The sequence below is a fragment of the Kitasatospora sp. NPDC023118 genome (assembly GCF_055560875.1).
The window spans coordinates 205,800-230,242 of sequence record NZ_JBVHHW010000003.1; the positions used below are offsets into that span (position 1 = coordinate 205,800).

Sequence of the window (24,443 nt, forward strand, 5' to 3'; positions counted from 1 at the left end):
TGGGGGGTCATGTCGGCTGAACAGATGTCCAGACTCGACCGGGTCGACCGGTCGATCCTGCGACTGCTGCAGCAGGACGGTCGCGCCTCGATCCGCTCGGTGGCCGAGCGGGTCCACGTGTCCCGGGCCAATGCGTACGCCCGGATCTCCAGGATGGTCGAGGACGGCATCATTCGCGGCTTCACTGCCAGGGTGGACCACGAACGGGCCGGTCAGGGCGCGTCCGCGTACATCACCCTGAAGATCGTCCAGAACTCCTGGCGCACCGTGCGCGAGCAGTTGCTGGAGCTGCCCGGGGTCGCCCACATCGCCCTGGTCGGCGGGGACTTCGACGTGCTGCTGCTGGTGCACACCGCCGACAACCACGCCCTGCGGGAGCTGGTGCTCAACCGGATCCAGTCCATCCCGCAGGTGCTTGGTACACGAACCATGCTGGTGTTCGAGGAGACGGACCAGGTCCCGCCGGATTGAGGGATCAGCGGATCAAGCGGTCAGCGCGCCCGCAGCCCGTCGAAGGCCAGGTGCACCACCGCGTCCGCGACCCCGTCGGCCGCCTTCAGCCCCGGCCGGTACCACTCCACGATCGAGTTGATCATCCCGAACAGCAGCCGGGTGGCCAGCCGCGGCTCCACGTCCGCGCGCAGCGCGCCGTCCGCGACCGCCGCCCGCAGCAGCTCGGCGACCTGGTGGTCGAAGTCCCGCCGGCGCTCCAGCGCCCACAGTTCGGTGGCCGTGTTGCCACGCACCCGCAGCAGCAGCGTCACGTACGGCAGCTCCGCCAGCAGCACCTCGGCGGTGCGCCGCACCACGTGCTCCAGCCGCTCCACCGCAGGCCCCTGCACCGCGGCCGGCTCGGCCAGGATCGCGAACAGCCCGTCCAGTGCCCGCCCCACGGCCAGCCGCAGCAGCTCCTCCTTGCCACGGACGTGGTGGTAGATGGAGGACTTGGAAATCCCGGCCGCCCGGGACAGGTCCTCCATCGAGGTGCCGTCGTAACCGCGCTCGTTGAACACGTCGACGGTCACCGCGAGCAGTGACTCGACGGTGTAGGCGGTGCGCGTGGTGTGATCGGCCATCCTCCGAGTATCCCCGGCCGCCCCGGACCCCACGCGATCGGGTCGGCCGGTCCGTGCCGGGCCGCTCGGTCCATGCCCGGCCCGGTACGGACCGCCTAGACTTCGGCGGACGATCGTCCACGTCCAGCAGGCTGGGGTCCACCGCTGATGAACGCAATACCGGCAGTCTCCTCCGACGTGCCCGAGCAGCGCAGCGAGGAGCCGGAGCGCGTCCCGGGCACCTGGCAGGAGCGCGCCCGCGCGCTGGTGGTCCGCTTCGGCCCGGCCGTGTGGTGCTACGCGGCGCTCAAGCTGATCGGCTTCACCGTGTTCATGAAGCTGCTCTCCTTCGCCGGGGACTACGCCAAGAAGCCGGCCCGGTTCGGCGGCGGCGCCAACACCTGGGACGTGCTGGCCAGCTGGGACGGCTGGTGGTACCAGCAGGTCGCGCAGTTCGGCTACCACCCGGCGCTGATCCCGGTCCCGGGCGGGCAGCCCGGCTTCACCATCGAGCAGAACTCGGCCGCCTTCTTCCCGCTCTACCCGGGCCTGATGCGGCTGACCTCGGACGTCACCGGGCTCGGCCCGTACGGTGCCGGGATGCTGGTCTCGATCCTGGCCTCGCTGTTCGCCGCCGCCGGGATCTACGCCGTGGTGGAGAAGATGTCCGGCCCCCGGGCGGGCGTGATCGCCGCCGGGATCTGGGCGATCGCCCCGGGCTCGGGCGCCGAGTGGGCGGTCTACTCGGACTCCCTGTTCGTCGCGCTGGCCGCCTGGGCCTGCTACTTCGTGATGACCAAGCAGTGGGTCACGGCCGGGGCGATCACCCTGATCGCCGGGCTCAACCGGCCGACCTCGGCGGCGCTGATCGGCGCGGTCGGCCTGGCCGCGCTGGTCGAGCTGTACCGGCGGGAGAGCGGCGTGCCGCGCCCGCTGGCGGCGATGCTGCTGGCCCCGGTCGGCCTGCTCGGCTACGTGGCCTGGGTGGGCTGGCGGACCGGCGAGTGGGGCGGCTACTTCCGGCTGCAGCACGACGCCTGGCTGCACTACTTCGACTGGGGCCAGGGCACCTGGCACTCGATCCGCGGCGTGCTGCTGGGCCGCGGCGACTACCCCTTCGCCTTCCCGGTGCCGGACCTGCTGGCCACCCTGATCGTGTTCAGCCTGCCGGTGCTGATCGTGCTGCTGATCCGGCTGCGCCCGCCGCTGGTGCTGACCGCCTACACGCTGGCCACGATCGTCTCGGTGCTCGGCAGCCTGGGCATCTTCGGCAACGTCTCGCGCTACCTGCTGCCGGCGTTCCCGCTGTTCATCGCGCTCGCGGTGGGGATGCGCAAGCTCAGCTGGCCGGTGCTGGCCGCCGTGCTGGGCACCGGCGCGGTCGCCTCCGGCTGGTACGCCGGGTACGTGCTCTTCGAGCTCGGCGTGCCGTAACCACGACGCGCACGAAGCAGCAGGGGGCGCGTCCGCCGAGGACGCGCCCCCTGCATTTTCTGCCGGAATCCGACCCCTGCACCCTCTTGAGCCGACCGATCGTTCGGTTACTCTGTGACGTGTCCCGTCCTCCCCCCTGAGGAGCGCACAGATGTCCGCAGCGGTCACCCACCCCCTCGTCAGCGAGCTGGTCGAGCGCCACCAGGCCACCCTGGACGCCGCGCTCGCCGCCGCCGCGAAGCGCGACTACTGGTCCCCGTACCCCGAGTTCCCGAAGGCCTACGGCGAGACCGGCCCGGCGGACGGCAAGGCCGCCTTCGACGCCCTGCTCGGCAGGCCCTTCGCCATCGACGGCCACCCCACCGACGGCGACCAGGTCGGCGGCGAGGCCTCCCCGTACGGCGTCGAGCTGGGCATCACCTACCCGCACGCCGACCCGGACGCGCTGATCGCCGCGATGCGCGCCGCCCAGCCCGGCTGGGCCGCCGCCTCGCCGCTGGAGCGCGCCGCCGTCTGCCTGGAGATCCTGCACCGGATCAACGCCCGCTCGCACGAGTTCGCCCAGGCCGTCATGCACACCACCGGCCAGGCCTACGGCATGGCCTTCCAGGCCGGCGGCCCGCACGCCCAGGACCGCGGCCTGGAGGCCGTCACCTACGCCTACGCCGAGCAGACCCGGCTGCCCAAGCAGGCCGGCTGGACCAAGCCGCAGGGCAAGCGCGAGCCGCTGGTGATGACCAAGGAGTTCACCGTCGTGCCGCGCGGCCTCGCGCTGCTCATCGGCTGCAACACCTTCCCCACCTGGAACGGCTACCCGGGCCTGTTCGCCTCGCTGGCCACCGGCAACCCGGTGCTGGTCAAGCCGCACCCGCGGGCCGTGCTGCCGCTCGCGCTGACCGTCGCGATCGCCCGCGAGGTGCTCACCGAGGCCGGCTTCGACCCCAACCTGGTCTGCCTCGCCGCCGAGCACGAGGGCGGCACCGTCGCCCAGACCCTCGCCGTGCGGCCCGAGATCAAGATGATCGACTACACCGGCTCGACCGCCTTCGGCGACTGGCTGGAGGAGCACGCCAAGCAGGCGCAGGTCTACACCGAGAAGGCCGGCGTCAACGCGGTGGTGATCGACTCCACCGACGACTACAAGGGCATGCTCGGCAACCTGGCCTTCGCGCTCTCGCTCTACAGCGGCCAGATGTGCACCACCCCGCAGAACCTGCTGATCCCGCGCGGCGGCATCGGCACCGACCAGGGCGACAAGTCCTTCGACCAGGTGGTCTCCGACCTCGCCGCCGCCATCGAGGGCCTGCTCTCCGACGACGCCCGCGCCGCCGCCATCCTCGGCGCCGTGGTCAACCCGGGCGTGCTGCAGCGCTCGGCCGCCGCGGCCGGCGGCGAGTACGGCGAACTCGCCCTCGCCCCGCGCGCGGTGACCTCGCCCGACTTCCCCGGCGCGACCGTCCGCACCCCCGCGCTGATCAAGCTCAACGCCGACAAGCCGGACGACCGCTCGGTGTTCCGCAGCGAGTGCTTCGGCCCGGTCTCCTTCGCCGTCGCCGTCGAGTCCACCCCCGCCGCCGTGGAGCTGCTGCGCACCACCGTCCGGGAGAAGGGCGCGATGACCGCCTCCGGCTACACCACCTCGCCCGAGGTGGAGGCCCTGCTGGTCGAGGCCGCGCTGGACGCCGGCGTCTCGCTCTCGCTCAACCTCACCGGCGGCGTCTACCCCAACCAGACCGCCGCCTTCTCCGACCTGCACGGCACCGGCGCCAACCCGGCCGCCAACTCGGCCTACTGCGACGGCGCCTTCGTCGCCAACCGGTTCCGCACGGTGGAGATCCGCCGGCACAGCTGAGCCGGCGCACGGGCGGCACCCGGTCCCCCGGTGGTCATCGGCCACCGGGGGACCGGCGGTTCACAGCGATCGTCGGGCCCGGGATGATGGAGGCTGGGAGAGCGCCGGAAACGGCGTCCAACCGCCCTCCGAACAACGGGAGCTGATACATGGCCGTGAAGCCGACGCCCGAGACCGACGTCGTCATCGTCGGTGCCGGACCGACCGGACTGCTGCTGGCCGGCGACCTCGCCGCCGCCGGAGTCGGCGTCACCGTCCTGGAGAAGCGCACCGCCGAGTCCAACCTGACCCGCGCCTTCGCCGTGCACGCCCGCAGCCTGGAACTGCTGGACGCCCGGGGACTGGCCGACGAGCTCATCGCCACCGGCCGCCCGCTCGACTCGCTGCGGATGTTCAACCGGGTCGCGATCGACCTCAGCCCGCTGCCCACCCGCTTCCCGTTCGTCCTGATCACCCCGCAGTACAACGTCGAACGGCTGCTCCAGGACCGCGCCGAGAAGGCGGGCGCCACGATCGTGCGCGGCGCCGAGGTCACCGGACTGCGCCAGGACGCCGAGGGCGTCACCCTGGAGACCCGCGACGGGCAGACCCACCGCGCCCGGTACGCGGTCGGCACCGACGGCGTCCGCTCCGCGGTCCGCGACCTGCTCGGCATCCCCTTCCCCGGTGAGGCCGTCGTCGAATCCGTGCTGCTGGCCGACGTCCGGCTGGAGCGCGAGCCCGCCGACGCGATCGCCGTCGGCGCCAACAAGAGCGGCTTCTCCTTCATCGCCCCGTTCGGCGACGGCTGGTACCGGGTCATCGCCTGGGACCGCAACGAGCACCACACCGACGGCGCCACCCCCACCCCCGAGCAGCTCACCGCGATCGTCCTGGCCACCCAGGGCGAGGACTACGGCCTGCACGACGTGCGGTGGAGCTCCACCTTCCACAGCGACGAGCGCCAGGCCCCCAACTACCGCTCCGGCCGGGTCTTCCTGGCCGGCGACGCCGCCCACTGCCACTCCCCGGCCGGCGGCCAGGGCATGAACACCGGCCTCCAGGACGCCGCCAACCTCTCCTGGAAGCTCGCCGCCGCCCTCCAGGGCCGGGCCACCGACGCGCTGCTGGACACCTACCAGACCGAGCGGCACCCGGTCGGCAAGACGGTGCTGCGCACCTCCGGCGCGCTGATCCGGATCGCCCTCGCCGAGTCCGCCCCCACCCGCGCCCTGCGCGGGGCGCTCACCGCGCTCGGCAGCCACCTCGACCTGCTGAGCGAGCGCGGCGCCCGGCTGGTCTCCGGCATCGAGACCTCCTACCCGGCCCCCAAGGGCGCCCACCCGCAGGTCGGCAAGCGCGTCCCGGACCTGCGGCTGACCGCGCTGAGCAAGCCCGAGGAGGGCGCCCCGGCCGGTCCCGAGCGGCTCTACGAGGCGCTGCGCGCCGGGCGGTTCGTACTGGTCAGCAATGACGAGCTGGCCGCCGCCGAGCCCTGGGCGGACCGCATGGTCTCCGCCGCCCCCGCCGACCCGCACGGCAAGCTGGCCGACACCGTCCTGCTGATCCGCCCGGACGGCTACGTCGCCTGGGCCGCCGTCGACCCCGGCCAGGGCGAGCTGAGGGACGCCCTCACCACCTGGCTGGGCGCGGTCTGACACGCGGTCGGCGGGTGCGGCACCTCGCCGCACCCGCCGACCCTTCGTTCGGTCGTCCCTTAACCCCGCGCCTTCACATAGTGCCGCGCCGCCTTCGCCCGGTTCCCGCAGACCGCCATCCGGCACCACCGCCGGCGGCCGTTCTGCGAGGCGTCGAAGAAATGCAGAATGCACGCCTCGTGTGCGCACTGCTTCACCCGGTGCGCGCCCTGTCCGAGCAGCGTCAGGAAGTCGTCCGCCGCCAGCCAGGGCGCCAGCCACTCCGGCCGGTCGGCCTCCACCCGGTCCTCGGCCCCGCCCGGTCCGGCCGTCCGCCGGATCCGTCCGTGCACCAGCACCGCGTCCAGTCCCTCGCGCGCCCGTAGGCTCAACTCGCCCTGTTCACTGGCGTCTTGGGCGGCCAGCCGGATCGCCTCGCGGGTCTCGCGGATCGCCGCCAGCCCGGCCTCGTCGGCCGCGCAGCGCCCGCTCAGCCCGTTGCTGGAGAGCCAGATCCCGTACTCCTCGACGCCGGTGAGCAGATCGTTGACGGGCGTCCCGGTCCAGCGAGTGTTGAGCAGGTCGAGCGCGAGCGGCTCGCCGGTCAGCGGTCGGGGGTCCCTCGGGTCTGCCGTCACGTCAGTCATCCCTCTCCCTCGGATCCGACCGATTCTACGTCCGCGCCCCGCACCGCGAATTGGTATGGACCGGTGCCGGAATTCCGGCCATTCACTGTATGGAATCACCGGCCGTCCTGGGATCCACAGTTGACTGTTTTTTAGCAACGAATTACTTGATCATGATCCAATCAACGGACTTTTCCTGTCATGTTCTAGCCAGCGTTCTACCCCGGAACGCACTGGCCCCTTGCCGGCCCCCACAGCCGGCCAGAGGAGGATCCGTTGCGCCCCCGCACCCTTGCCCTCGCCGCGGCGATAGCCGTCCTGCCGCTGACCGCCGTCTCGCTCGGTGTCTCCACCGCGCAGGCCGCCCCCGCCCCCCACGCCACCCCGCGCGTCGCCCTGCCGAACACCGTGAACCCCGCGGTGGCCCACTCGGAGAAGAAGGGCGACGTCCCGGCCGAGCAGCAGATCTCGGTGGCCGTCAACCTGAAGCTGCGCAACGCCGACGCCCTGGACCGCTTCCTCACCGCGGTCACCACGCCCGGCTCGCCGCAGTTCGGCAAGTACCTGACGCCCGAGCAGTTCTCCGCCCAGTTCGGCCCGGCCCAGCAGGACGTCGAGAAGGTCAAGGCCTACCTGACCGCGCAGGGCCTGACCGTCGGCGACGTCAGCGCCAACCGCCAGGTGGTCAACGCCCACGGCACCACCGCGCAGATCTCGCAGGCCTTCGGCACCCACGAGAGCTCCTACGTCGACCCGCAGTCGCAGCGCGCGTTCTTCGCCAACGACGACGCCGCCTCGATCCCCTCCGACCTGGCCACCGTGGTCCAGGGCGTGAGCGGCCTGGACAACCACGCGGTGCGCAAGACCCACCTGGCCAAGCCGAACGCGGTCACCCCGAACACCGCCTCCGCCACCCCGAGCGGCACGAGCCCGGCCCAGTACACCGGCGCCTACAACCTGAACAAGACCGGCGCCGACGGCACCGGCACGACGGTCGCCCTCTGGGAGTTCGACGGCTACAAGTCCTCGGACCTGACCACCTACGACGCGCAGTACGGCCTGACCGGCCCGGCCGTCTCCACCGTCTCGGTGGACGGCGCCAACTACGACTCCGCGCCCGGCGAGGGCGAGGGCGAGGTCGAGCTGGACAGCGAGATCGTCCGCGGCGCCGCCCCCAAGGCCACCCAGCTGATCTACGAGGCCCCCAACAACGACCAGGGCGAGATCGACATGGCCAACAAGATCGTGGCCGACAACAAGGCCTCGGTCATCTCGATCTCCTGGGGCTCCTGCGAGCCGGACACCACCGCCTCCTCGATGACCGCGGTCGACAACGCCTTCAAGCAGGCCGCCGCCCAGGGCATCTCGATCTTCTCCGCCTCCGGCGACGACGGCTCGCGCGACTGCACCCGCTCCACCAGCGGCTCGACCGTCAAGGCCGTCGACTTCCCGGCGTCCAGCCCGCACCAGACCGGTGTCGGCGGCACCAACCTCAAGGTCACCAGCAGCAACACCTACTCCTCGGAGAGCGCCTGGAGCACCGCCGGCGGCGGCGTCTCCACCGTGTTCAGCAAGCCGAGCTGGCAGACCGGCACCGGCGTCAGCGGCACCATGCGCACCGTCCCGGACGTCGCCTCCAACGCCGACCCGCAGAGCGGCTTCGCGATCTACACCGGCGGCGCCTGGCAGGTCTACGGCGGCACCAGCGCGGCCGCCCCGCTGTGGTCCGGCTACGCGGCCCAGTTCAACCAGAAGGCCAAGGCCGCCGGGCAGCCGGTCCTCGGCGAGGCCAGCCCCCGCCTGTACTCGGTCGCCAACAGCAGCAACTACGGCAGCACGTTCCACGACGTGACCACCGGCGCCAACCAGGACTTCTCCGCCCGCGCCGGCTACGACCAGGTCACCGGCTGGGGCTCCCCGGTCGCCGACGCCCTGACCACCGCCCTGCTCGGCGGTAGCAGCGGCACCACCCCGCCGCCCACCGGCGGCTGCACCGCCGCCCAGCTGATCGGCAACGGCGGCTTCGAGTCCGGCACCGCCGCCCCGTGGACCACCTCCTCGGGCGTCGTCGACAACAGCTCCTCGCAGCCGGCCCACTCGGGCAGCTGGAAGGCCTGGCTGGACGGCTACGGCAGCACCCACACCGACACCCTGTCGCAGACCGTCTCGGTCCCGACCGGCTGCGCCTCCGCCACCCTCACCTTCTGGCTGCACATCGACACCGCGGAGACCGGCGGCACCGCGTACGACACGCTGACCCTGCAGGCCAACAACACCACGCTGAAGACCTGGTCCAACGTGAACGCGGCCTCCGGCTACGTCCAGCAGACGGTGGACCTGACCTCCTTCGCCGGCCAGACCGTGACCCTCAAGTTCACCGGCACCGAGGACGGCTCCAACCAGACCAGCTTCGTGATCGACGACGCCGCGCTGAACGTCAAGTGATCACCGGCCGGTAGCTCCACCGAGCAGCACCACCGAGACCCCCGCCGGGGCGGCGCCGACACGGCCCGCCCCGGCGGTGTCCGTTTCCGTCCCGGTTCGCGCCTTCCGCCCTCCCGGGTTCCGGTCGTGTTTCCGGACTGTTTCAAGATCGATAACCATCTGGTCGACCTGTCGTGACCACTGTCATACGCGCGACTGATGACGTAGCCTCTCGACCGTGCATAGGGTTCCCCAAAGCTCGGTGAAGCCGCTGGCGGCGCGCCTCGGCGCCGGCCCGGTGCCACCGAACTCACCTGGTGGGGAGGGTCACCGCATGGCCGCACAGCAGCCTCAGGACGCCGCACGGCTGCGGCTGGTCGGATCGCGTACGGAGCGTACGGAGCGTCCCGACCCGCCCGTCCCCGCACCTGCGGCCCCGGCCGCGACCCCCGTGCCGTCCGCCGGACGCCCCGGCGTGACCGGCGGCTTCGCGGACGCCCTGCACCTGGCCATCGAGGCCAGCGGCCTCAGCCTGGACCGGATCCGCGCGGCGCTCGCCGGGCGCGGCGTCAGAGTCAGTGTGACGACCCTGAGTTACTGGCGCCGCGGGCGCAGCCAGCCCGAGCGGGCCAGCTCGCTGCGCGCCGTCCACCTGCTGGAGGAACTGCTCGGCCTGCCGCACAGCTCGCTCTCCTCGCTGCTCGGCCCGCCGCGCCCGCGCGGCCGCTGGGCCGCCGCCGCCAGCATCAGCCACCTCGGGCTGGAGGACGTCTGGCCGGGCGAGCAGGAGATCGCCGCGATCTTCGCCGAGCTGGACGCCCCGCCGGTCGGCGAGCTGGAGCGGCTCAGCATCCACGACTCGTACTACGTGGACGCCGAGCGGCGCGCCAACCTGCTCCGGATGCGCCAGGTGGTGCGCGCCACGGTCGGCGGCGTCGGCCGCTGCCTGGTCGTGCACAAGGCCGACGAGGAAGCCACCGGCTGCCCGGAGATCACCTCGGTGCGGCACGGCCGGCTGGGCCGGGTCCGCCGCCGCCCGGAGGTCGGGCTGACCGTCGCCGAGCTGATGCTGGACCGCCCGCTCGGGCTCGGCGACAGCACGGTCTTCGAGTACGAGGTGGAGATCCCGCCGGGCGGCCCGACCACGGAGTACAGCCGCCGCTTCGCCACCCAGGTGCGCGAGTACGTGCTCCAGGTGCACTTCGACCCGGCAGCCGTCCCGGTGCACTGCGAGCGCTACGACCGCGAGCCGGGCGCCGACGTCGACCACCGCCGCGAACAGCTGTGGATCGGCGCCTCGGCGAGCGCCCACGTGCTGGCCCCGGACCAGCAGCCGGGCCACATCGGCATCCGCTGGGAGTGGGCGTAGCCGCCTTCCCACCCCCAAGCCCCGCAGCCCCGCAGCCCCGTCGGACCGTCAGGTCCTACGGGGCTCTCGCGTTCCCGCCCCGGAAAACCTAACCCCTTCACCCCGGAGAACTGGTTGACGCTCCATCATCTAACCCTTACTCTCATGAGTACCGGTTAGGCAGGAGCCTCGCCGGACCGCCCCAGCCACGGGAGTGACCAGGCATGTCCAGCACCACCCTGCTCCGCACCCTGCAGACCGGCCACGTGGGCCTGAACGTCACCGACCTGACCCGCTCGATCGACTTCTACCGCGCCGTCCTCGGCCTCCAGCTCGCCCACGAGGGCACCGACCCCGAGCGCCGCTACGCCCTGCTCGGCCGCGACGGCCGCCTGGTGGTCACCCTCTGGCAGCAGAGCACCGGCACCTTCTCCACCGCGACCCCCGGCCTGCACCACCTCTCCTTCGAGGTGGAGAGCCTCGACGAGGTCCGCGCCACCGAGCAGCTGCTGCGCGAGCTGGGCGCCGAGTTCGCCTACGACGGCGTCGTCCCGCACGGCGAGGGCTCGGCCTCCGGCGGCATCTTCTTCTCCGACCCGGACGGCATCCGGCTGGAGGTCTACACCCGCACCGGGGTCGACGGGACCGACGCCGAGGCACCCACCACCGACGCCCCGACCTGCGGCTTCTTCTAAGCCGACACCGAGCGCAGACCGCCGCCACCGAGCCGAGGGGAGCACGCCATGACGACCGTCAGCACGCCGTACCACGCCGGCGAGCGGGCCGCCCAGGCCCGGGCCGGCCTGACCGAACGGGCCGACCACGCCGGTCGGTCGATCCGCAGCACCGTCCCGGCGGTCGCCGCCCGCTTCCTCGCCGAACGGCGGACGCTGGTGGTCGGCGCCGCCGACCTCGACGGCCGGATCTGGGCCACCCAGCTGGCCGGCCCGGCCGGCTTCCTGCGGGCCGCGGACGAGCAGACGATGGCGGTCGCCGCCCGCCCGGCCGGGGCCGACCCGCTGGCCGAGGCGCTGGCCCGCCCGGCCCGGGTCGGCACCATCGCCCTGGACCCGGCCGGCCGCCGCCGGATGCGGCTCAACGGCCGCTCGGCGCCGGACGGCCGGGGCGGGCTGACGGTCCACGCCGAGGAGGTGGTCTCCAACTGCCCGAAGTACATCCAGCGCCGCACCCCGTTGGACCGCCCGGACGCGGGCGCGCCCCGCGCGGTCGCCGCCGGCCCGGTGCTGTCCATGGCGCAGCAGCTGGCCGTGGCCACCGCGGACACCTTCTTCATCGCCACCGCCGGCCCGGACGGCAGCGTGGACGCCTCGCACCGCGGCGGCTTCCCCGGCTTCCTGGAGGCGGTCGGGCCGGACCGGGTGCGCTGGCCGGAGTACCGGGGGAACAGCATGTTCATGACGCTCGGAAACCTGGAGCTGGACCCGCGGGCCGGCCTGCTGCTGCCCGACTGGGAGACCGGCGGGGCGCTGCTGGTCACCGGCGAGGCCCGCGCCGACTGGTCCGAGCAGGCCCGGGAGTCCGCCCCGGGCGCCGAGCGGATGGTCGAACTGACCGTCACCGGCGTGCTGGAACTCGTCGACGCCACGCCGCTGACCTGGACCGATCCCGAGTACTCGCCCGCCAACCCGCGCTGAGCCGCCGTCGGGTTCGTACCGGCACCACCTGCTCCGCCCCGCCCCCAGGGCGAGGTCAGCGGCCTCTACGGCCAGGCACCCGGCTCCCGCTCCTTCGCCGCCGAGTCCGTCACCCGGGCCCGGATCATCCAGCGGGCGCAGACCCGCTGCCGCCCTCACCACCGACTGCCCCCCGTCTTCCCGGGCGCGCAGCACTTCGGCCCCGGCCCGGACACCTGGCGCAGGCCGTTCTCCTGACGCCCCTTCCTCAGCGCTTGCCGGACCGCCAGTGGAACAGGCCCATCGCGACGCTGGTCGCCAGGTTGAAACTGGACACCCCCGGCTGCATCGGCACCGCGACCAGCTGGTCGGCGCGGGCCTTGAGCTCCGCCGAGACGCCGTGCCGCTCGGTGCCGAAGGCGAGCAGCGCGTCGTCCGGGAACGGCAGGTCCCGGATGTCCGCGCCCTCCGGGTCCAGCACGTACAGCGGCCCTGCGGGCAGCTCCGGCAGGCTCAGCCGCTCGACGGCGGTCGCGAAGTGCAGGCCCGCGCTGCCGCGCAGCACCGTCGGGTGCCAGGGGTCCAGATCACCGGTGGTCACCACCCCGGTGGCGCCGAACCCGGCCGCCAGCCGGATCACCGCCCCGACGTTGCCCAGGTTGCGCGGGTTCTCCAGCAGCACCACCGGCGCCCTGCGCGGCCGGTGCGCCAGCACCGCCCGGTTGGCGTCGGCGGACGGCCGGACGGCCAGCGCGATCACCCCGGTCGGGTGCGGCCGGGGCACCAGCGTCCGCAGCCGGGCCTCCGGCAGCTCCACCGCGAGCCCGTCCAACGCCGGGACGACGTCCTCGGCCAGCTCGGCGGCGAGCTCCAGCAGCGCCGCCCGGTCGGCCGTCAGCACCCGGCGGACGTCACCACCGAAGCGCAGCGCGTGCTTCAGCGCGTGGAACCCGTCCAACAGCACCGCCCCCGGCTCCCGCTCAGCCGTCCGCCACGCCCGCACCAGCTCCTCATCCATGCTGCTCATGCTCCCACCCCCCACACAACAGACCCCACGCCTACCGCCCCTCCGAACTCCCCCGCAGAGCCCGCTCCAGATCCCGCAAAGCCACCCCCAGCAACCGCGTCCCCGCCCGCACCACATCCCGCTGCACCCCCGCCGGCACCTGCGCCAGCCGCTCCTCCAACCGCGCCTGCGCTTCCCGCACGGCCCCGAACTCCACCGGTCGCCCCGTCAGCAGCGCCCCCGCCGCCAGCGCCGTCGCCAGCCGCAGCTCCTCCGCGTACTCCGCCGCCCCCGGCACGGGATCCGCGTCGGCGGCCGGCAGGTGCGCCTCCAGCAGCACCGCCGCCCGCCCGAGGTGTCCGACCGCCGCCCGGGCCCGGTCGATCTGGCGCCGGCTCACCCCGGTCAACCCGGACTCGTGCCGCCCCGGTTCGGCGTCGGCCCGCTGCATGGCCTGGATCAGCTCGGACCGCGCCTCCCGCGAGTCCAGCAGCGCCGACCGCACCACCCGCCCCCGGGGCGCCGCCGGCTGCTCGTAGCAGGCGACCACCGCCGCCGCGTACCGCCCGGCCGCCGCCAGCCATTCGGCGAGCCGCTCCCCGAGCCGCGCGGTCTGCCAGGTGGGGAACAACGCGTACGTCAGCAGCGCGACCGACCCGCCGAGCAGTGTCAGCCCGACCCGTTCGAAGGCCGTCGCCAACGGGTCGCCCGCCTGCAGCCCGAGCAGGAACACCACGTACGAGGAGATCCCGACCGTGGTCAGCGCGTACCCGGTCCGGAACGCGAGGTACGCCCCGCCGATGCACAGCACCGCGAGCGCGGCCAGCACCCATTCCCCGGGGTGGGCGAGCTGCACCACCAGCGTGGAGGCGGCGACCCCGACGACCGTCCCGGCCAGCCGGGCGACGCCCCGGCTGTACGTCTGGGCGAAGTCCGGCCGCATCACCATCGCGGCGGTCATCGGTGCCCAGTACCCGTGGTGGAACCCGGCCAGCCGGGCCAGCAGGTAGGCGACGGTGACGACCCCGGCCAGCCGTACGGCGTGCTGGAAGATCGCCGAGCGCGGCTGCAGCTGCCGCCGTACGGCCCGCGCCGCGACCGGCAGCATCCGGACGATGGACGGCTTGTGCAGCGCCCCGCCGGCCCCGACCACGGGGGTGGTGATGGTGTCCTCGTCGCTGCGGTCCAGTGTGTCCGCGGCCTTGCGCAGCAGTCCGCCGAGCCGTCGGGCGGAGCGCCCGGCCGCGCCCCGCAGCCGTGCCCCCTCGTCGGGCCGGACGAGGGTGAGGGTGGGCGCCGAGCGGGGGATCCGGACCGGGTCGCCGGTGCGGATCGCCCGGGCGAGGGCGTCCATCACCTCGGCGGAGGCCGCCAGCACCTCGCGGGCCCGGTCGCGCTCCGGTCCTTCCCCGGGGGCGCCCACCTTGGGGTCGGCGAGCGCGGCGAGGGTGGGCCGGATGCGTTCGGCGAGGCCGCGCAGGCCGCGCAGTTCGGGCGGCCGGTGGCGGTCCTGCCAGGGGGTCAGGGCGGCGGCGTACCGGGCGGTCATGAACGGCGCCGGGTCCACCTGCGCGGTCTGGTCCTGCCGCAACCGGCGTGCGTAGTCGGCGAGTTCGGCGTAGGTGTCGGCGAGGGCGCCCCGCTGGCGGGTCCAACTCCCGATCGGCCACAGGGTGATGACGACGGCCTGGACGATCCCGCCGAGCGCGGCGACCAGTCCGTGGCCGAGCGCGGTGAACGCGCTGACCGGCAGCTGGAGGACGATCAGCATCACCGAGAGGGTGTTGGCCGCGACCACCCCGGCGGTCGGCCCGATCGCCCAGGCGAGCCCGGCGCCGAAGGCCCACACCGCGAGCAGCACCGGGAACAGTCCGGTGACCCCGGCGGCCAGGTAGCCGAGGAAGGTGCTGACGCCGAGTCCGAACCCGGCCGCGACGGCGAGGCTGGCCCGGGGCCGGAAGCTGCGCTGGAAGGTGGCCGAGCCGGCGATGAACGCCCCCATCGCGGCCGAGGTGGCGAGCGGGACCCCGCCGAGTGCCAGAGTCGGGAACAGCACCAGCGCCACGGCGACCGCCCCGCGCGCGGCCCGCTTGGGGTCGGTGAGCGCCCGGTCCAGGGTGAGTCCGGTCCGCGCGGTGTCACGAAGGGCGGCGAACCAGGACATAGCGACATCCTAGGTGGCGGGCCCCCCGCGCTCGCGCCGGGTGGAGCCGATGCCCCTGACGGATCCGAGGGACCTGCCCGGTCCGATCCGCCCGAGCCGCGCCGCCACCCAGAGCAGGGCGCCGGTCGGCAGGAACACCGCGTCCGCCGCGACCATCGCGAGCGAGAACACCGGCAGCCCGAGCACCACCGCGATCCCCACGTGCTCAACCATCATCACCACCAGCAGCACGTTCTTGACCCGCCGGTTGACCAGCGTGAACGGGAAGGCGACCTGCAGGATCACCGTGCCGTACGAGATCAGGAACACCGGCAGCAGCGCCGAGCCGACCAGCGCCGACAGCCCCGGCCAGGGGCTGAAGTAGTCCAGGTGCAGCGGGTAGTACAGCGCGGTGCCGTCCTGCCAGCGCGAGCCCTGCACCTTGTACCAGCCGGCCGTCGCGTAGATCAGCACCACCTCGGCGGCGATCACCAGCAGCGCGCAGTTGTGCACCATGTTCGCCAGCGCGTCGAGCACCGCCCGCGGCTCGCCGTCCGGCCGCAGCCGCCCGAGCGCCCACCAGATCCCGGCCACCGCCCAGAGCCCCCAGAACAGCGGCGACCAGCCCAGGTACGGGAAGGTCGGGCTGGTCCAGGTCAGGCTGTCGCCGGAGAAGTCACCGAACTGACAGGCCGCCAGTACCGCGCCGAGCAGCGCCCACAGCCCCACCCCGGACCACTCGGACCACCCAGACCACCCAGACCACCTGGACCGGCCGGACCGACCGGCCCGGGCCCGCCGGGCGTCCAGCGACCAGACCTCGGCGCAGCGGGTGAAGACCAGGTAGACCGCCATCAGGTGGACGACGTTGTCCCCGCCGTCGCCGAGCAGGACGCTGCGGTTCTGCAGCGACAGCACGGTGACCAGGAACAGCACCGTGCCCGCCCGGGTCCGCCAGCCCAGCAGCACCGCCAGGGCGGCCAGCACGGACAGGTGGTAGACCAGCTCGAACCAGAGCCGCCCGCCGAACCAGGGCAGCACGGTGAACGCCCCGGTGTCGGCCAGCAGCCGCTGGGCGAGCGCCATCGACCAGGGCGAGCGGTCGCCGTACAGCACCCGCCGGTTGGGCCACTCGCGCAGCAGGTAGGCGAGCCAGACCAGCCCGAAGCCGATCCGCACCACCGCGGCCTGGTGCCGTCCGAGCACCCGCCCGGTGAAGGCCTCCATCGCCCGCCCGAGCACCGCCCCCGGCCCGCGCGGCACCACCACCGGGACGGGCGGCTGCCCGCCCTGCCGCGGGACGCGGTCCGACAGTGGCGGCTCCACGGCCTCCACCGACCGCGGCTCCGCGGGCTCCACCGGCTGCGGAGCCCGCGCCGACACCTCGCTCACCCGAGCCCCCGGTAGTCCTCGTCCCCGACCGGCCACCACGGCAGCTCCCGCACCTTGGGCGCGGGCGGCGCGGCCTCACCGCTCCAGGACGGCGGCGGGACGGTGGTCGAGGTCACCCGGAACTCGATCTCCAGGACCCGCTCGCCGTCCACCTCCCGCCCGATCCGCTGCAGCGCGATCCGCTTGAGGTACTGCTCGGCGAGCCGGCCGCGCGGGTTGGTCTGCTTCTCGTCCTGGTCGTGCGAGCCGTCGTAGAAGTCCCAGGCGCGGCGCAGCAGGTTCTGGTCGGCGTGGCTGGGCGCGGGGTTGCCCCGGATCGCGGCGAGGTCCTGCGCGGTCAGCCCGGTCCAGTCACGGGTATGGGTGGTTGCGCCGTCGGCGACGGTGCGCACCCGGGCGTCCACGCTGATGTTCTGCTGCAGCGGGTTGGGAGCGAACAGCTTCCAGTTCTGCTCGAACTCCGGGTACACCACACCGTCGACCTGGTCCCGGTACTGCCGGGACAGCGAGTTGGGGGGCGCCACGTGCAGGAACACCGCGCTCAGGAACAGCCCGGTGCCACCCACCAGCACCGCCCCGGCGAGGCCGAGGACGAGCTGCGCGGGCTTCGACCAGACCCTCCCCGGGCCTTCGGCCGGGAGGTCCCCCCGGGTGGCAGGCCGATCCGTGGTCTCCGTCATGGCCTCCCCCGCCCGACCGGCGCTCCGCCGGCCCCGTACCGGCGCGTCGCGCGCCCATCCTGCCCCAAGGCCTGTCCGGCATGGCCCAACCCCCGAACGGGACCTACAGGACGAAGGCCGCCTGGCCGGTGCTGCTGACCATCGGACGGCCAGCGCCCTCCCAGGCGTACATCCCGCCGTCCACGTTCACCGCGTCCCGGCCCTGCTGGACCAGGTACTGGACGACCTGCGCGGAGCGGCCGCCGACCCGGCAGAGCACGTACAGCTTCGTGTCGGGCAGCTCGCCGATCCGGGCGATCACCTCGCCGATCGGGATGTGCAGCGCGCCGTCCACGTGGCCGGCGTCCCACTCGTCCTGCTCGCGCACGTCCAGCAGGGCGGCGTCGGCCGGGACGGAGGCGGCGTCGGTGGTGGGGATCTGCGCGAACATCGTGTGGCTCTCCTGGTGGGGGTACCGCCCGGCCGGAGGCTGGCGGAAGGTCGGGTCCGTGCCATTCTCGCCCACCGGCACCGCCGAGTGGGTACCCAACAGCCGTTCCAGCTCGGCCTGCTGCGCGGCGGCCTTGGCGAGCAGTTCCTCGGCGAGCTGCTCCAGCAGCCGGTCCGGGTCCTGTGGGGCGAGGGCGAGCAGCTGGCCCATCGGGGTCTGCTCCAGCCGGACCTGCTCGGTGGCGGTCTCGGCGATCTTGGCGGTCAGCCAGTCCAGCCGGCGGCGCAGCCAGCCCAGCCGGTCGGGGGAGTCGAGGGCGGGCGCGGCCTCCGGCGCGGTGGACCACTCTGCGGCCAGGCCCTCCAGCGCGGCGGCGTCCCCGTCCGCGTAGGCCTCGTTGACCCGGACCAGGAAGGCCGCCCGGCGCTGCTGCTCGGCCGGGTCGGTGCTCAGGTCGGGGTGGGCGCGGCGGACCAGCTCGCGGTAGACCCGCTGGGCCTGCTTCCCCGGCTTCACCCGGCGAGGCGCGGCGGGCGGCGGGGCGGCCTCGGCCTGCTCCTCGCCGGACTTCTCCCGCACCGAGTCGAACAGCGCGTCCAGGTCCGGCAGCTCCTCGACCCGCTGCCGCGCCTCGGCGGCCAGTCGGACGTCCTCGGGCCGTCCGGTGCGGGCCGCGACGGCCTCGGCGACGAGTGCGTCCAGCTCGTCCAGCCGGGCGTAGAGCGGGCCGAGCAGCTGGTGGTGGATCAGGGCGAAGTTGTCGATCTCGACCCGCAGCGTCTGCACGTCCACGTCCATGCTGAGCCAGGCGAGTTCGGCCGCGGCCACCCGCTCCTCCAGCTCCTGCTGCTCCGGGTCCGTCCAGCGGACGGGGCTCTGCGCGCTCACTTCTCGCCTCTGTCTCGTCCGGCCGGCAGGGTCCTGCGGAGCCGCCGCGGGGACGGCCCGGCCTGCCACCCTACCGTCGCGCGGGCAAGCCCCGTCCGGGTGAAGCGGGGCGCGCGGCACGTGACACGCAACCGATCCTGATGAATCTCCCCGTTTCGGTGTCGGGTCCGGCCCGGTCCGTGCTTCGCTGGTATCCGCACAGCGTGCCTTCCTCCGGAGAGACGGCCGCCTCCAGGCGTGGCGGCTAGGCGGGAGCAGACCGAATCCATGGTGGCCGACTCCAACTCCACACCGCGTTCGGCGGGCGCCGGAACCGCGCCGGGCGACCACCCGGGCGGGGTGGCCGCCCTCGTCCGGCTCGCCCTCGTCCTGGTCGACCGGACGGGACGGATCGCCCAGTGGAGCCGGGCCGCCGAGGAGTTGTTCGGGCACCGCGCCGAGGCCGCCACCGACCGCCCCGCCTCCGGCCTGCTGCCCGCCCTGGAGTCCCGGATGCTCGGCCGCTGCGCGGTACGCCGCCGCTGCGACGCCCTCGACACCCTGGCCGAGCTGACCGCCGACGGCCGGCCCTGGGCCGGCCGGCTGACCGTGCACGACCGCGAGGAGCACCAGCGCGACGTGCTCTGGTGGGCCTACCCGCTGTCCGGCCCGTCCGGCGGGCTGCTCGCGCTGGCCGCCGACGCCCGCCCGCTGCGCACCACCGGGCCGCGGCTCGCGCTCGGCGAGCGGCTGCTGCCGTTCGCCGCCGCTCCCGCCGCCCGGGGCGGCTTCCACGGGCTGACCGCGACGCTCACCCCCGCCGTCGGCGGGCTGCCCGAGCCGCTGGCCCGGCTGCTGCCCGCCGCCCAGCGGGCGCCGCTGCTGGAGGCGGTGGCCCACGGCGGGCTGCCCGCCCTGCGGCTGGACGCGGCCACCGTGCTGCCGGTGCTGCCCTCCGAGCCGCAGACCGGCGCCGCGCACGCCGCCGCCGGCCTCGGCCGCCGCTACCCGACGCCCCAGCAGCGCGCCGCCCGGGTCGGCCCCCCGCCGCAGCCCGAGCAGTCCGCGCCCTGCCGCCGGCCGCCCGGCCCGCTGACCGTCCAGCGCGAGGCCGTCCAGCGCGAACAACGCGAACAACGCGAACCGGCCCAGCTCCCCGCCGCAGTCGGCGGCGGCCCCGCGGGCGTCCCGTCCGTCCCTCCCCCCGCCTCCGGCCGGGAGGTCCCCCCACCCATCGGAGGAGGAGCCACCATCGAGCAGCAGGCCGCCGTCGAGTCGTCCGCCAAGGACCTCCCGTCCCGCCGCGCCGACCGGGCCCCGTCCGGCACCGTCCCCGCCCCCGCCGGCCCCGAGGGCCCCGAGGGCCCGCCGAGCGGACGACTGGGCCCGTTCCTCACCAACGGACAAGCCGGCGAGCAGCTGGCCCTGCTGAACGAGGTCGGCGGCAAGGTCGGCACCACCCTGGACCTCGGCTTCACCGCGCGCGAGCTGTGCCAGGTGCTGGTCCCCCGGGTCGCCGACTTCGCCTGCGTGGACCTGGTGGACGGGCTGATCTCGGACTCCGAGCTGCCGGTCGCCAGGCCGGACGACGACACCATGCTGCGCCGGGTCGCCCTGGTCTTCAACGAGACCGGCGGCGCCTGGGACCACGTGCTCCCCGAGGGCTCGCTGGTCAGCATGCCCCGCCGGACCCCGCCCGGGATGGCCCTGCAGCTGAACCAGCCGGTGCTGGTCCCGGTGGTCAGCGACGACGTCGCGGTCGACTACGCGATCGCGCTCGGCGGCGCCCGGCTGGCCCCGGTGGTCTCCGGCCGCTCGATGCTGGTGGTGCCGCTGTCCGCCCGGGGCACCGTGCTGGGCATTCTCAAACTGCTCCGGCTGCCCGACCGCGCCCCCTTCGACGAGAGCGACGCCGCCACCCTCAAGGAGCTGGCGGTACGGGCCGCGCTGTCGCTGGACAACGCCCGGCTGCACCGCGCCGAGGCGCGGGTCGCCACCACCCTGCAGCGCTCGATGATCCCGACCCGCCCGCCGCAGATCCCCGGCGTGCAGATCGCCCACCGCTACCTGCCGGGCGATCCCAAGGCCGAGGTCGGCGGCGACTGGTTCGACGCGATCCAGCTGCCCGGCAGCCGGGTCGCCCTGGTGGTCGGCGACGTGATGGGCCACGGCATCCACTCCGCCGCCGCAATGGGCCGCTTCCGCACCGCGATGCAGACCCTCGCCGCCCTGGACCTGCCGCCCGGCCAGCTGCTGCGCCACCTGGACAACCTGGCCCACAAGCTGGGCGACGACCACCTGGCGACCTGCCTGTACGCGGTCTACGACCCGATCAACCGCACCTGCGAGCTGGCCAGCGCCGGGCACGTCCCGCCCGTCCTGGTGCACCCGGACGGCACCGGCGAGCTGCTGGAGATCCCGGCCGGCGCGCCGATCGGCGTCGGCGGGGTGCCGTTCGTCGCCAAGACCATCGACGTCTCGGACGGCTCGATGCTGGTGCTGTGCACCGACGGCCTGGTCGAGGTGCGGGGCGGGGACATAGGAGCCGGCCTGGCCGCGCTGTGCGGCAACCTGATCGACCCGCAGCAGAGCCCCGAGCAGGCCTGCGACGAGGTGCTGCGCCGACTGCACACGGACGACCGCAAGGACGACGTCGCCCTGCTGGTGGCCCGCTTCGACGGGGTCGCCCCGTCCGAGGTGGCCACCTGGGACCTCACCGTGGACCACCGCGAGGTCCGCCGGGCCCGCTCACTGGTCCGCGAGCAGCTGGCCGCCTGGCACCTGGAGGCGCTCAGCGACACCACCGAGCTGCTGGTCAGCGAGCTGGTCACGAACGCCGTCCGGGTCGCCCGGGACACCGTCCAGCTGCAGCTGATCCGGGTGGACAAGCTGCTGGTCGAGGTCAGCGACGACAACCACAACCTGCCCTCGCTGGAACCCGCCGAGCAGCTCGGCGAGACCGGCCGCGGCCTCACCCTGGTCACCAAGCTCGCCGAACGCTGGGGCACCGCCCGCAAGGCGGTGGGGAAGGTCGTCTGGTTCGAGCTCCCCCTCCCGCACGCGTGACGGCCGCGTACGGACACACTGCGGACCAGTGGGTCGGCGTACGCGGCCGGCACGACCGATGAAGCGATCGTCAGGGGATGGCGGCCCCGGCCGAACGGCGCCGCCCGGCCTCCACCGCGACCTCCCGGGAGGCGACCGCGGCCACCGAGGTGGCAGCGCCGACCCCGGTCAGCACCCGCGGCCAGAAGTCCCTGTAGACCTCGACCGCGACGGCGATCAGCAGCGCGGCGACCACCGCGACCACGTGCTCCAGACCGGCCAGGTTCGGCAGCACGATCGCCTCGCCGACCATCAGGGTCACCACCAGGGCGGCCGTGAGCCAGGCCCGGCAGCGGAACGCTACGCAGATCGCCAGCGCCACCACCGCGGCCGACGGCCCGCTGTCCCGCACGTAGGCCACCCACTTCGGGAAGCCGAACAGGTGGCCCGGCCCGATCGCCACCCCGACCCGGGCGTACAGCGTGCCCGTCAGGGTGCAGGCGTAGGCGACCACCAGCGTCATCCGCCGGCCGAGCACGACCTCGGCGATCGCGAAGACCACGAACACCTGGGCCAGCGCCCCCCAGACCGGCAGGTCCAGGGCCGGCACGAACAACGACATCGGGGTCCGCAGCAGCGTGACCTCCAGCGGCAGCGCGGCCCGCACCGCTCCGATGTGGTTGACGAACCGCTCGCCGCCCGGCAGGTGCTGGACGATACTGAACAGCAGGATCAGAAACGTCGCCGCCGTGGCCAGCGGAAACGCGGCGAACTTCTTTCGCACCACCGCGTCCCTGACCGTCGCGTACAACGCTCCCCACTCGGCGACAGCGGCCGTTCTGGCTAGCGCCACCGGCCCCCTTCGCACGCCCCCCGCGTGGGTCCTGTGAATCACAACGTTTCTCCTGAATCCCCGAATGAATCCCCGAACTTCTCAGCCACTCCAACATTAGAAGCCAGTTAACAAATCCACATCGGCATAGGTGGGGATTGAGGTCATCCTCAGGGGGGAGAACAATCCCCCCACCGGGCCCCCCATCGGACCGATCGGGCCCTCCACCCCATCCCCCGTCCGACCGAGCGGGCCCCCCTCCGCCCCCCGACGGAGGGCTACCCCTCCCCGTCCCGCGCCGTCACCGGCACCCGGGGGGCCACCACGGCAGTCCTGGGGTGCCGGCGACGGAACAGGGCGGGCAGGCTCGGCGCGACGATGAACCCCTCGGCCCGCGCGCTCGCCAGGCCGATCCGCGGGATCTCGCTGCTCTTCTCGAACAGCAGGTAGCGCGGCTCCCAGATCGGCCGGTACTTGGCGTTCGCGCGGTACAGCGACTCGATCTGCCACCAGCGCGAGAAGAACCCCAGGACGGCACGCCACAGCCGCAGCACCGGGCCGGCACCCAGCCGCGAACCGCGCTCGAACACCGACCGGAACATCGCGAAGTTCAGCGAGACCCGCTTCAGCCCCACCTCGTCGGCGCGCTGCAGCAGCTCGATCACCATGAACTCCATCAGACCGTTCTCGGTGTCCCGGGCCCGGCGCATCAGGTCCAGCGAGAGCCCGTCCGGGCCCCACGGGACGAAGCTCAGCAGCGCCGCGAGCTCGCCGTCCCCGTCGTGGCACTCCAGCATCACGCAGCGGCCGTCGCCCGGGTCCCCGAGCCGGCCCAGCGCCATCGAGAAGCCGCGCTCGGTCGCACCGTCGCGCCACTCGTCGGCCTTGGCCACCAGCTGTGCCATCTCCGCCTCGGAGATGTCCTCGTGGCGGCGGATCCGCACCGTGTACCCGGCCCGCTTGACCCGGTTGTAGGCCTGCCGGACCACCCGCATCGCGCGGCCGTCCAGCGAGAACTCGTCCAGCTCGACGATCGCCTCGTCGCCAAGCTCCAACGCGTCCAGCCCGTGCCGGGCGTAGATCACACCGGCCTCCTCGGAGGCACCCATCACGGCCGGCGCCCAGGCGTGCTCGCGGGCCTCGGCCAGCCAGGCGTCGATCGCGCCCGGCCAGGCCTCCGGATCGCCGATCGGGTCGCCCGAGGCGAGCGAGACCCCGCCGACCACCCGGTAGGTCACCGCGGCCTTGCCGCTGGGGGAGAAGATCACCGCCTTGTCCCGGCGCAGCGCGAAGTAGCCCAGCGAGTCCCGCTCGCCCTGCCTCTCCAGCAGGCCGCGCAGCTTCGCCTCGTCCTCGGGGTTGAGCAGCTCCTTGCCGCGCGGGCTACGGAAGGCCACGTACAGCACCAGCAGGAACAGCACCGCGCCCATCGCGTTGATCGCGGCGTTCACCCAGGTCGGCGCGGCGATCACCGAGCGCAGGTGCTCGGACGGGGTGATGGTGATCATCCGGCCGACCGAGTAGCGGAAGAGGTCCCACCAGCCGGCGCCGTTCAGCTCGTTGGTCAGCCAGACCAGCAGCGCGCCGACCGAGCCGCCGAACACCAGCCCGCCGACGAAGGTGGCCGCCGCGGTCTTCGGGTTGGAGGGGTCGCCCTTGGACGTGAACTCCTTGCGCCCGATCAGCAGCGCCAACACGAACAGGCAGGTCAGGATGGTCGAGAAGTAGTTGAGCGGGTGCCGGTTGAACCGCCCGCCGGGCACCACCATGAACGCCAGGTACAGCAGCGCGAACACGCTGCCGAGCGCCGCGTTGAAGATCCACGCGGCCCGCTTGCGGCGCCGCATCGCGACGGCGAGGAAGACCGACAGCACCGCGGCGGCCAGGCCCGAGGTCATCAGGTACGGGGTGAAGTACTCACCCTCGTTGTGCTCGGAGACCTGGTTCCCCCACGGCACCAGCAGCACCGTGGCCAGGTTCAGCAGTGCCAGCAGCCGCAGGTACCAGACGGAGGCCACGGCGGCCCTCGGACGCCAGCGGTCGAGCAGCCCGGCGGGCC

At 73.6% G+C, this 24,443-nt stretch carries 18 protein-coding genes; 9 read left to right on the forward strand and 9 right to left on the reverse strand.

Annotated features, from left to right (window positions below; genetic code table 11):
- Positions 1–24: 24 nt before the first annotated feature.
- On the forward strand, positions 25–471 hold the full coding sequence (locus ACZ3UD_RS05440; protein WP_072656332.1) for an Lrp/AsnC family transcriptional regulator: 447 nt from the start codon (positions 25–27) through the stop codon (positions 469–471).
- A gap of 20 nt (positions 472–491) precedes the next feature.
- Here ACZ3UD_RS05440 and ACZ3UD_RS05445 read toward each other — a convergent pair whose 3' ends face one another.
- Entirely contained in the window at positions 492–1,076 is a 585-nt protein-coding gene (locus tag ACZ3UD_RS05445) for a TetR/AcrR family transcriptional regulator (RefSeq protein WP_465582543.1), read from the reverse strand.
- Between the two features lie 147 nt (positions 1,077–1,223).
- On the opposite strand from ACZ3UD_RS05445, the gene ACZ3UD_RS05450 reads away from it, so the two are divergent.
- The 3 genes from ACZ3UD_RS05450 to ACZ3UD_RS05460 all read left to right on the forward strand — a co-directional run bounded on the left by ACZ3UD_RS05450 (position 1,224) and on the right by ACZ3UD_RS05460 (position 5,978).
- On the forward strand, positions 1,224–2,489 hold the full coding sequence (locus ACZ3UD_RS05450) for a glycosyltransferase family 39 protein (protein ID WP_465582545.1): 1,266 nt from the start codon (positions 1,224–1,226) through the stop codon (positions 2,487–2,489).
- A 151-nt stretch (positions 2,490–2,640) separates the two neighbouring features.
- On the forward strand, positions 2,641–4,341 hold the full coding sequence (gene paaN, locus ACZ3UD_RS05455; protein ID WP_465582547.1) for a phenylacetic acid degradation protein PaaN: 1,701 nt from the start codon (positions 2,641–2,643) through the stop codon (positions 4,339–4,341).
- Between the two features lie 149 nt (positions 4,342–4,490).
- On the forward strand, positions 4,491–5,978 hold the full coding sequence (locus tag ACZ3UD_RS05460) for an FAD-dependent monooxygenase (protein WP_465582549.1): 1,488 nt from the start codon (positions 4,491–4,493) through the stop codon (positions 5,976–5,978).
- A gap of 59 nt (positions 5,979–6,037) precedes the next feature.
- Here ACZ3UD_RS05460 and ACZ3UD_RS05465 read toward each other — a convergent pair whose 3' ends face one another.
- Entirely contained in the window at positions 6,038–6,604 is a 567-nt protein-coding gene (locus tag ACZ3UD_RS05465; RefSeq protein WP_465582551.1) for a CGNR zinc finger domain-containing protein, read from the reverse strand.
- 255 nt (positions 6,605–6,859) lie between these two features.
- Between ACZ3UD_RS05465 and ACZ3UD_RS05470 the strand changes: the two genes are divergently transcribed.
- The 4 genes from ACZ3UD_RS05470 (at position 6,860) to ACZ3UD_RS05485 (ending at position 12,010) form a co-directional block, all read left to right on the forward strand.
- A complete protein-coding gene (locus tag ACZ3UD_RS05470) occupies positions 6,860–9,028 on the forward strand; it encodes a S53 family peptidase (protein WP_465582553.1) in 2,169 nt (722 codons plus the stop codon).
- 313 nt (positions 9,029–9,341) lie between these two features.
- A complete protein-coding gene (locus ACZ3UD_RS05475; protein WP_465582555.1) occupies positions 9,342–10,376 on the forward strand; it encodes an XRE family transcriptional regulator in 1,035 nt (344 codons plus the stop codon).
- A 203-nt stretch (positions 10,377–10,579) separates the two neighbouring features.
- On the forward strand, positions 10,580–11,050 hold the full coding sequence (locus ACZ3UD_RS05480; protein ID WP_465582557.1) for a VOC family protein: 471 nt from the start codon (positions 10,580–10,582) through the stop codon (positions 11,048–11,050).
- Between the two features lie 48 nt (positions 11,051–11,098).
- Positions 11,099–12,010 carry a pyridoxamine 5'-phosphate oxidase family protein gene (locus tag ACZ3UD_RS05485; RefSeq protein WP_465582559.1) on the forward strand — a complete coding sequence of 304 codons (912 nt, stop codon included), beginning with the start codon at positions 11,099–11,101 and terminating at the stop codon, positions 12,008–12,010.
- A 247-nt stretch (positions 12,011–12,257) separates the two neighbouring features.
- Here the strand turns inward: ACZ3UD_RS05485 and ACZ3UD_RS05490 are convergent, their stop codons facing one another.
- The 5 genes from ACZ3UD_RS05490 to ACZ3UD_RS05510 form a co-directional block, all read right to left on the reverse strand.
- Positions 12,258–13,007: a TrmH family RNA methyltransferase gene (locus tag ACZ3UD_RS05490; RefSeq protein WP_465582838.1), complete on the reverse strand. Its 750-nt coding sequence runs from the start codon at positions 13,005–13,007 to the stop codon at positions 12,258–12,260.
- A gap of 40 nt (positions 13,008–13,047) precedes the next feature.
- A complete protein-coding gene (locus ACZ3UD_RS05495) occupies positions 13,048–15,159 on the reverse strand; it encodes an FUSC family protein (RefSeq protein WP_465582561.1) in 2,112 nt (703 codons plus the stop codon).
- 9 nt (positions 15,160–15,168) lie between these two features.
- On the reverse strand, positions 15,169–16,473 hold the full coding sequence (locus tag ACZ3UD_RS05500) for an HTTM domain-containing protein (RefSeq protein WP_465582563.1): 1,305 nt from the start codon (positions 16,471–16,473) through the stop codon (positions 15,169–15,171).
- 53 nt (positions 16,474–16,526) lie between these two features.
- Positions 16,527–17,210 carry a DUF5819 family protein gene (locus ACZ3UD_RS05505; protein ID WP_465582565.1) on the reverse strand — a complete coding sequence of 228 codons (684 nt, stop codon included), beginning with the start codon at positions 17,208–17,210 and terminating at the stop codon, positions 16,527–16,529.
- A 103-nt stretch (positions 17,211–17,313) separates the two neighbouring features.
- Positions 17,314–18,528 carry a rhodanese-like domain-containing protein gene (locus ACZ3UD_RS05510; RefSeq protein WP_465582567.1) on the reverse strand — a complete coding sequence of 405 codons (1,215 nt, stop codon included), beginning with the start codon at positions 18,526–18,528 and terminating at the stop codon, positions 17,314–17,316.
- 267 nt (positions 18,529–18,795) lie between these two features.
- Here ACZ3UD_RS05510 and ACZ3UD_RS05515 point away from each other — a divergent pair, with 267 nt between their 5' ends.
- A complete protein-coding gene (locus ACZ3UD_RS05515; protein ID WP_465582569.1) occupies positions 18,796–21,573 on the forward strand; it encodes an ATP-binding SpoIIE family protein phosphatase in 2,778 nt (925 codons plus the stop codon).
- A 70-nt stretch (positions 21,574–21,643) separates the two neighbouring features.
- Here the strand turns inward: ACZ3UD_RS05515 and ACZ3UD_RS05520 are convergent, their stop codons facing one another.
- Positions 21,644–22,336: a hypothetical protein gene (locus ACZ3UD_RS05520; RefSeq protein ID WP_465582571.1), complete on the reverse strand. Its 693-nt coding sequence runs from the start codon at positions 22,334–22,336 to the stop codon at positions 21,644–21,646.
- 326 nt (positions 22,337–22,662) lie between these two features.
- Positions 22,663–24,432, reverse strand: coding sequence for a phosphatidylglycerol lysyltransferase domain-containing protein (locus tag ACZ3UD_RS05525; RefSeq protein ID WP_465582841.1), 1,770 nt, complete (start codon positions 24,430–24,432; stop codon positions 22,663–22,665).
- Positions 24,433–24,443 lie beyond the last annotated feature (11 nt).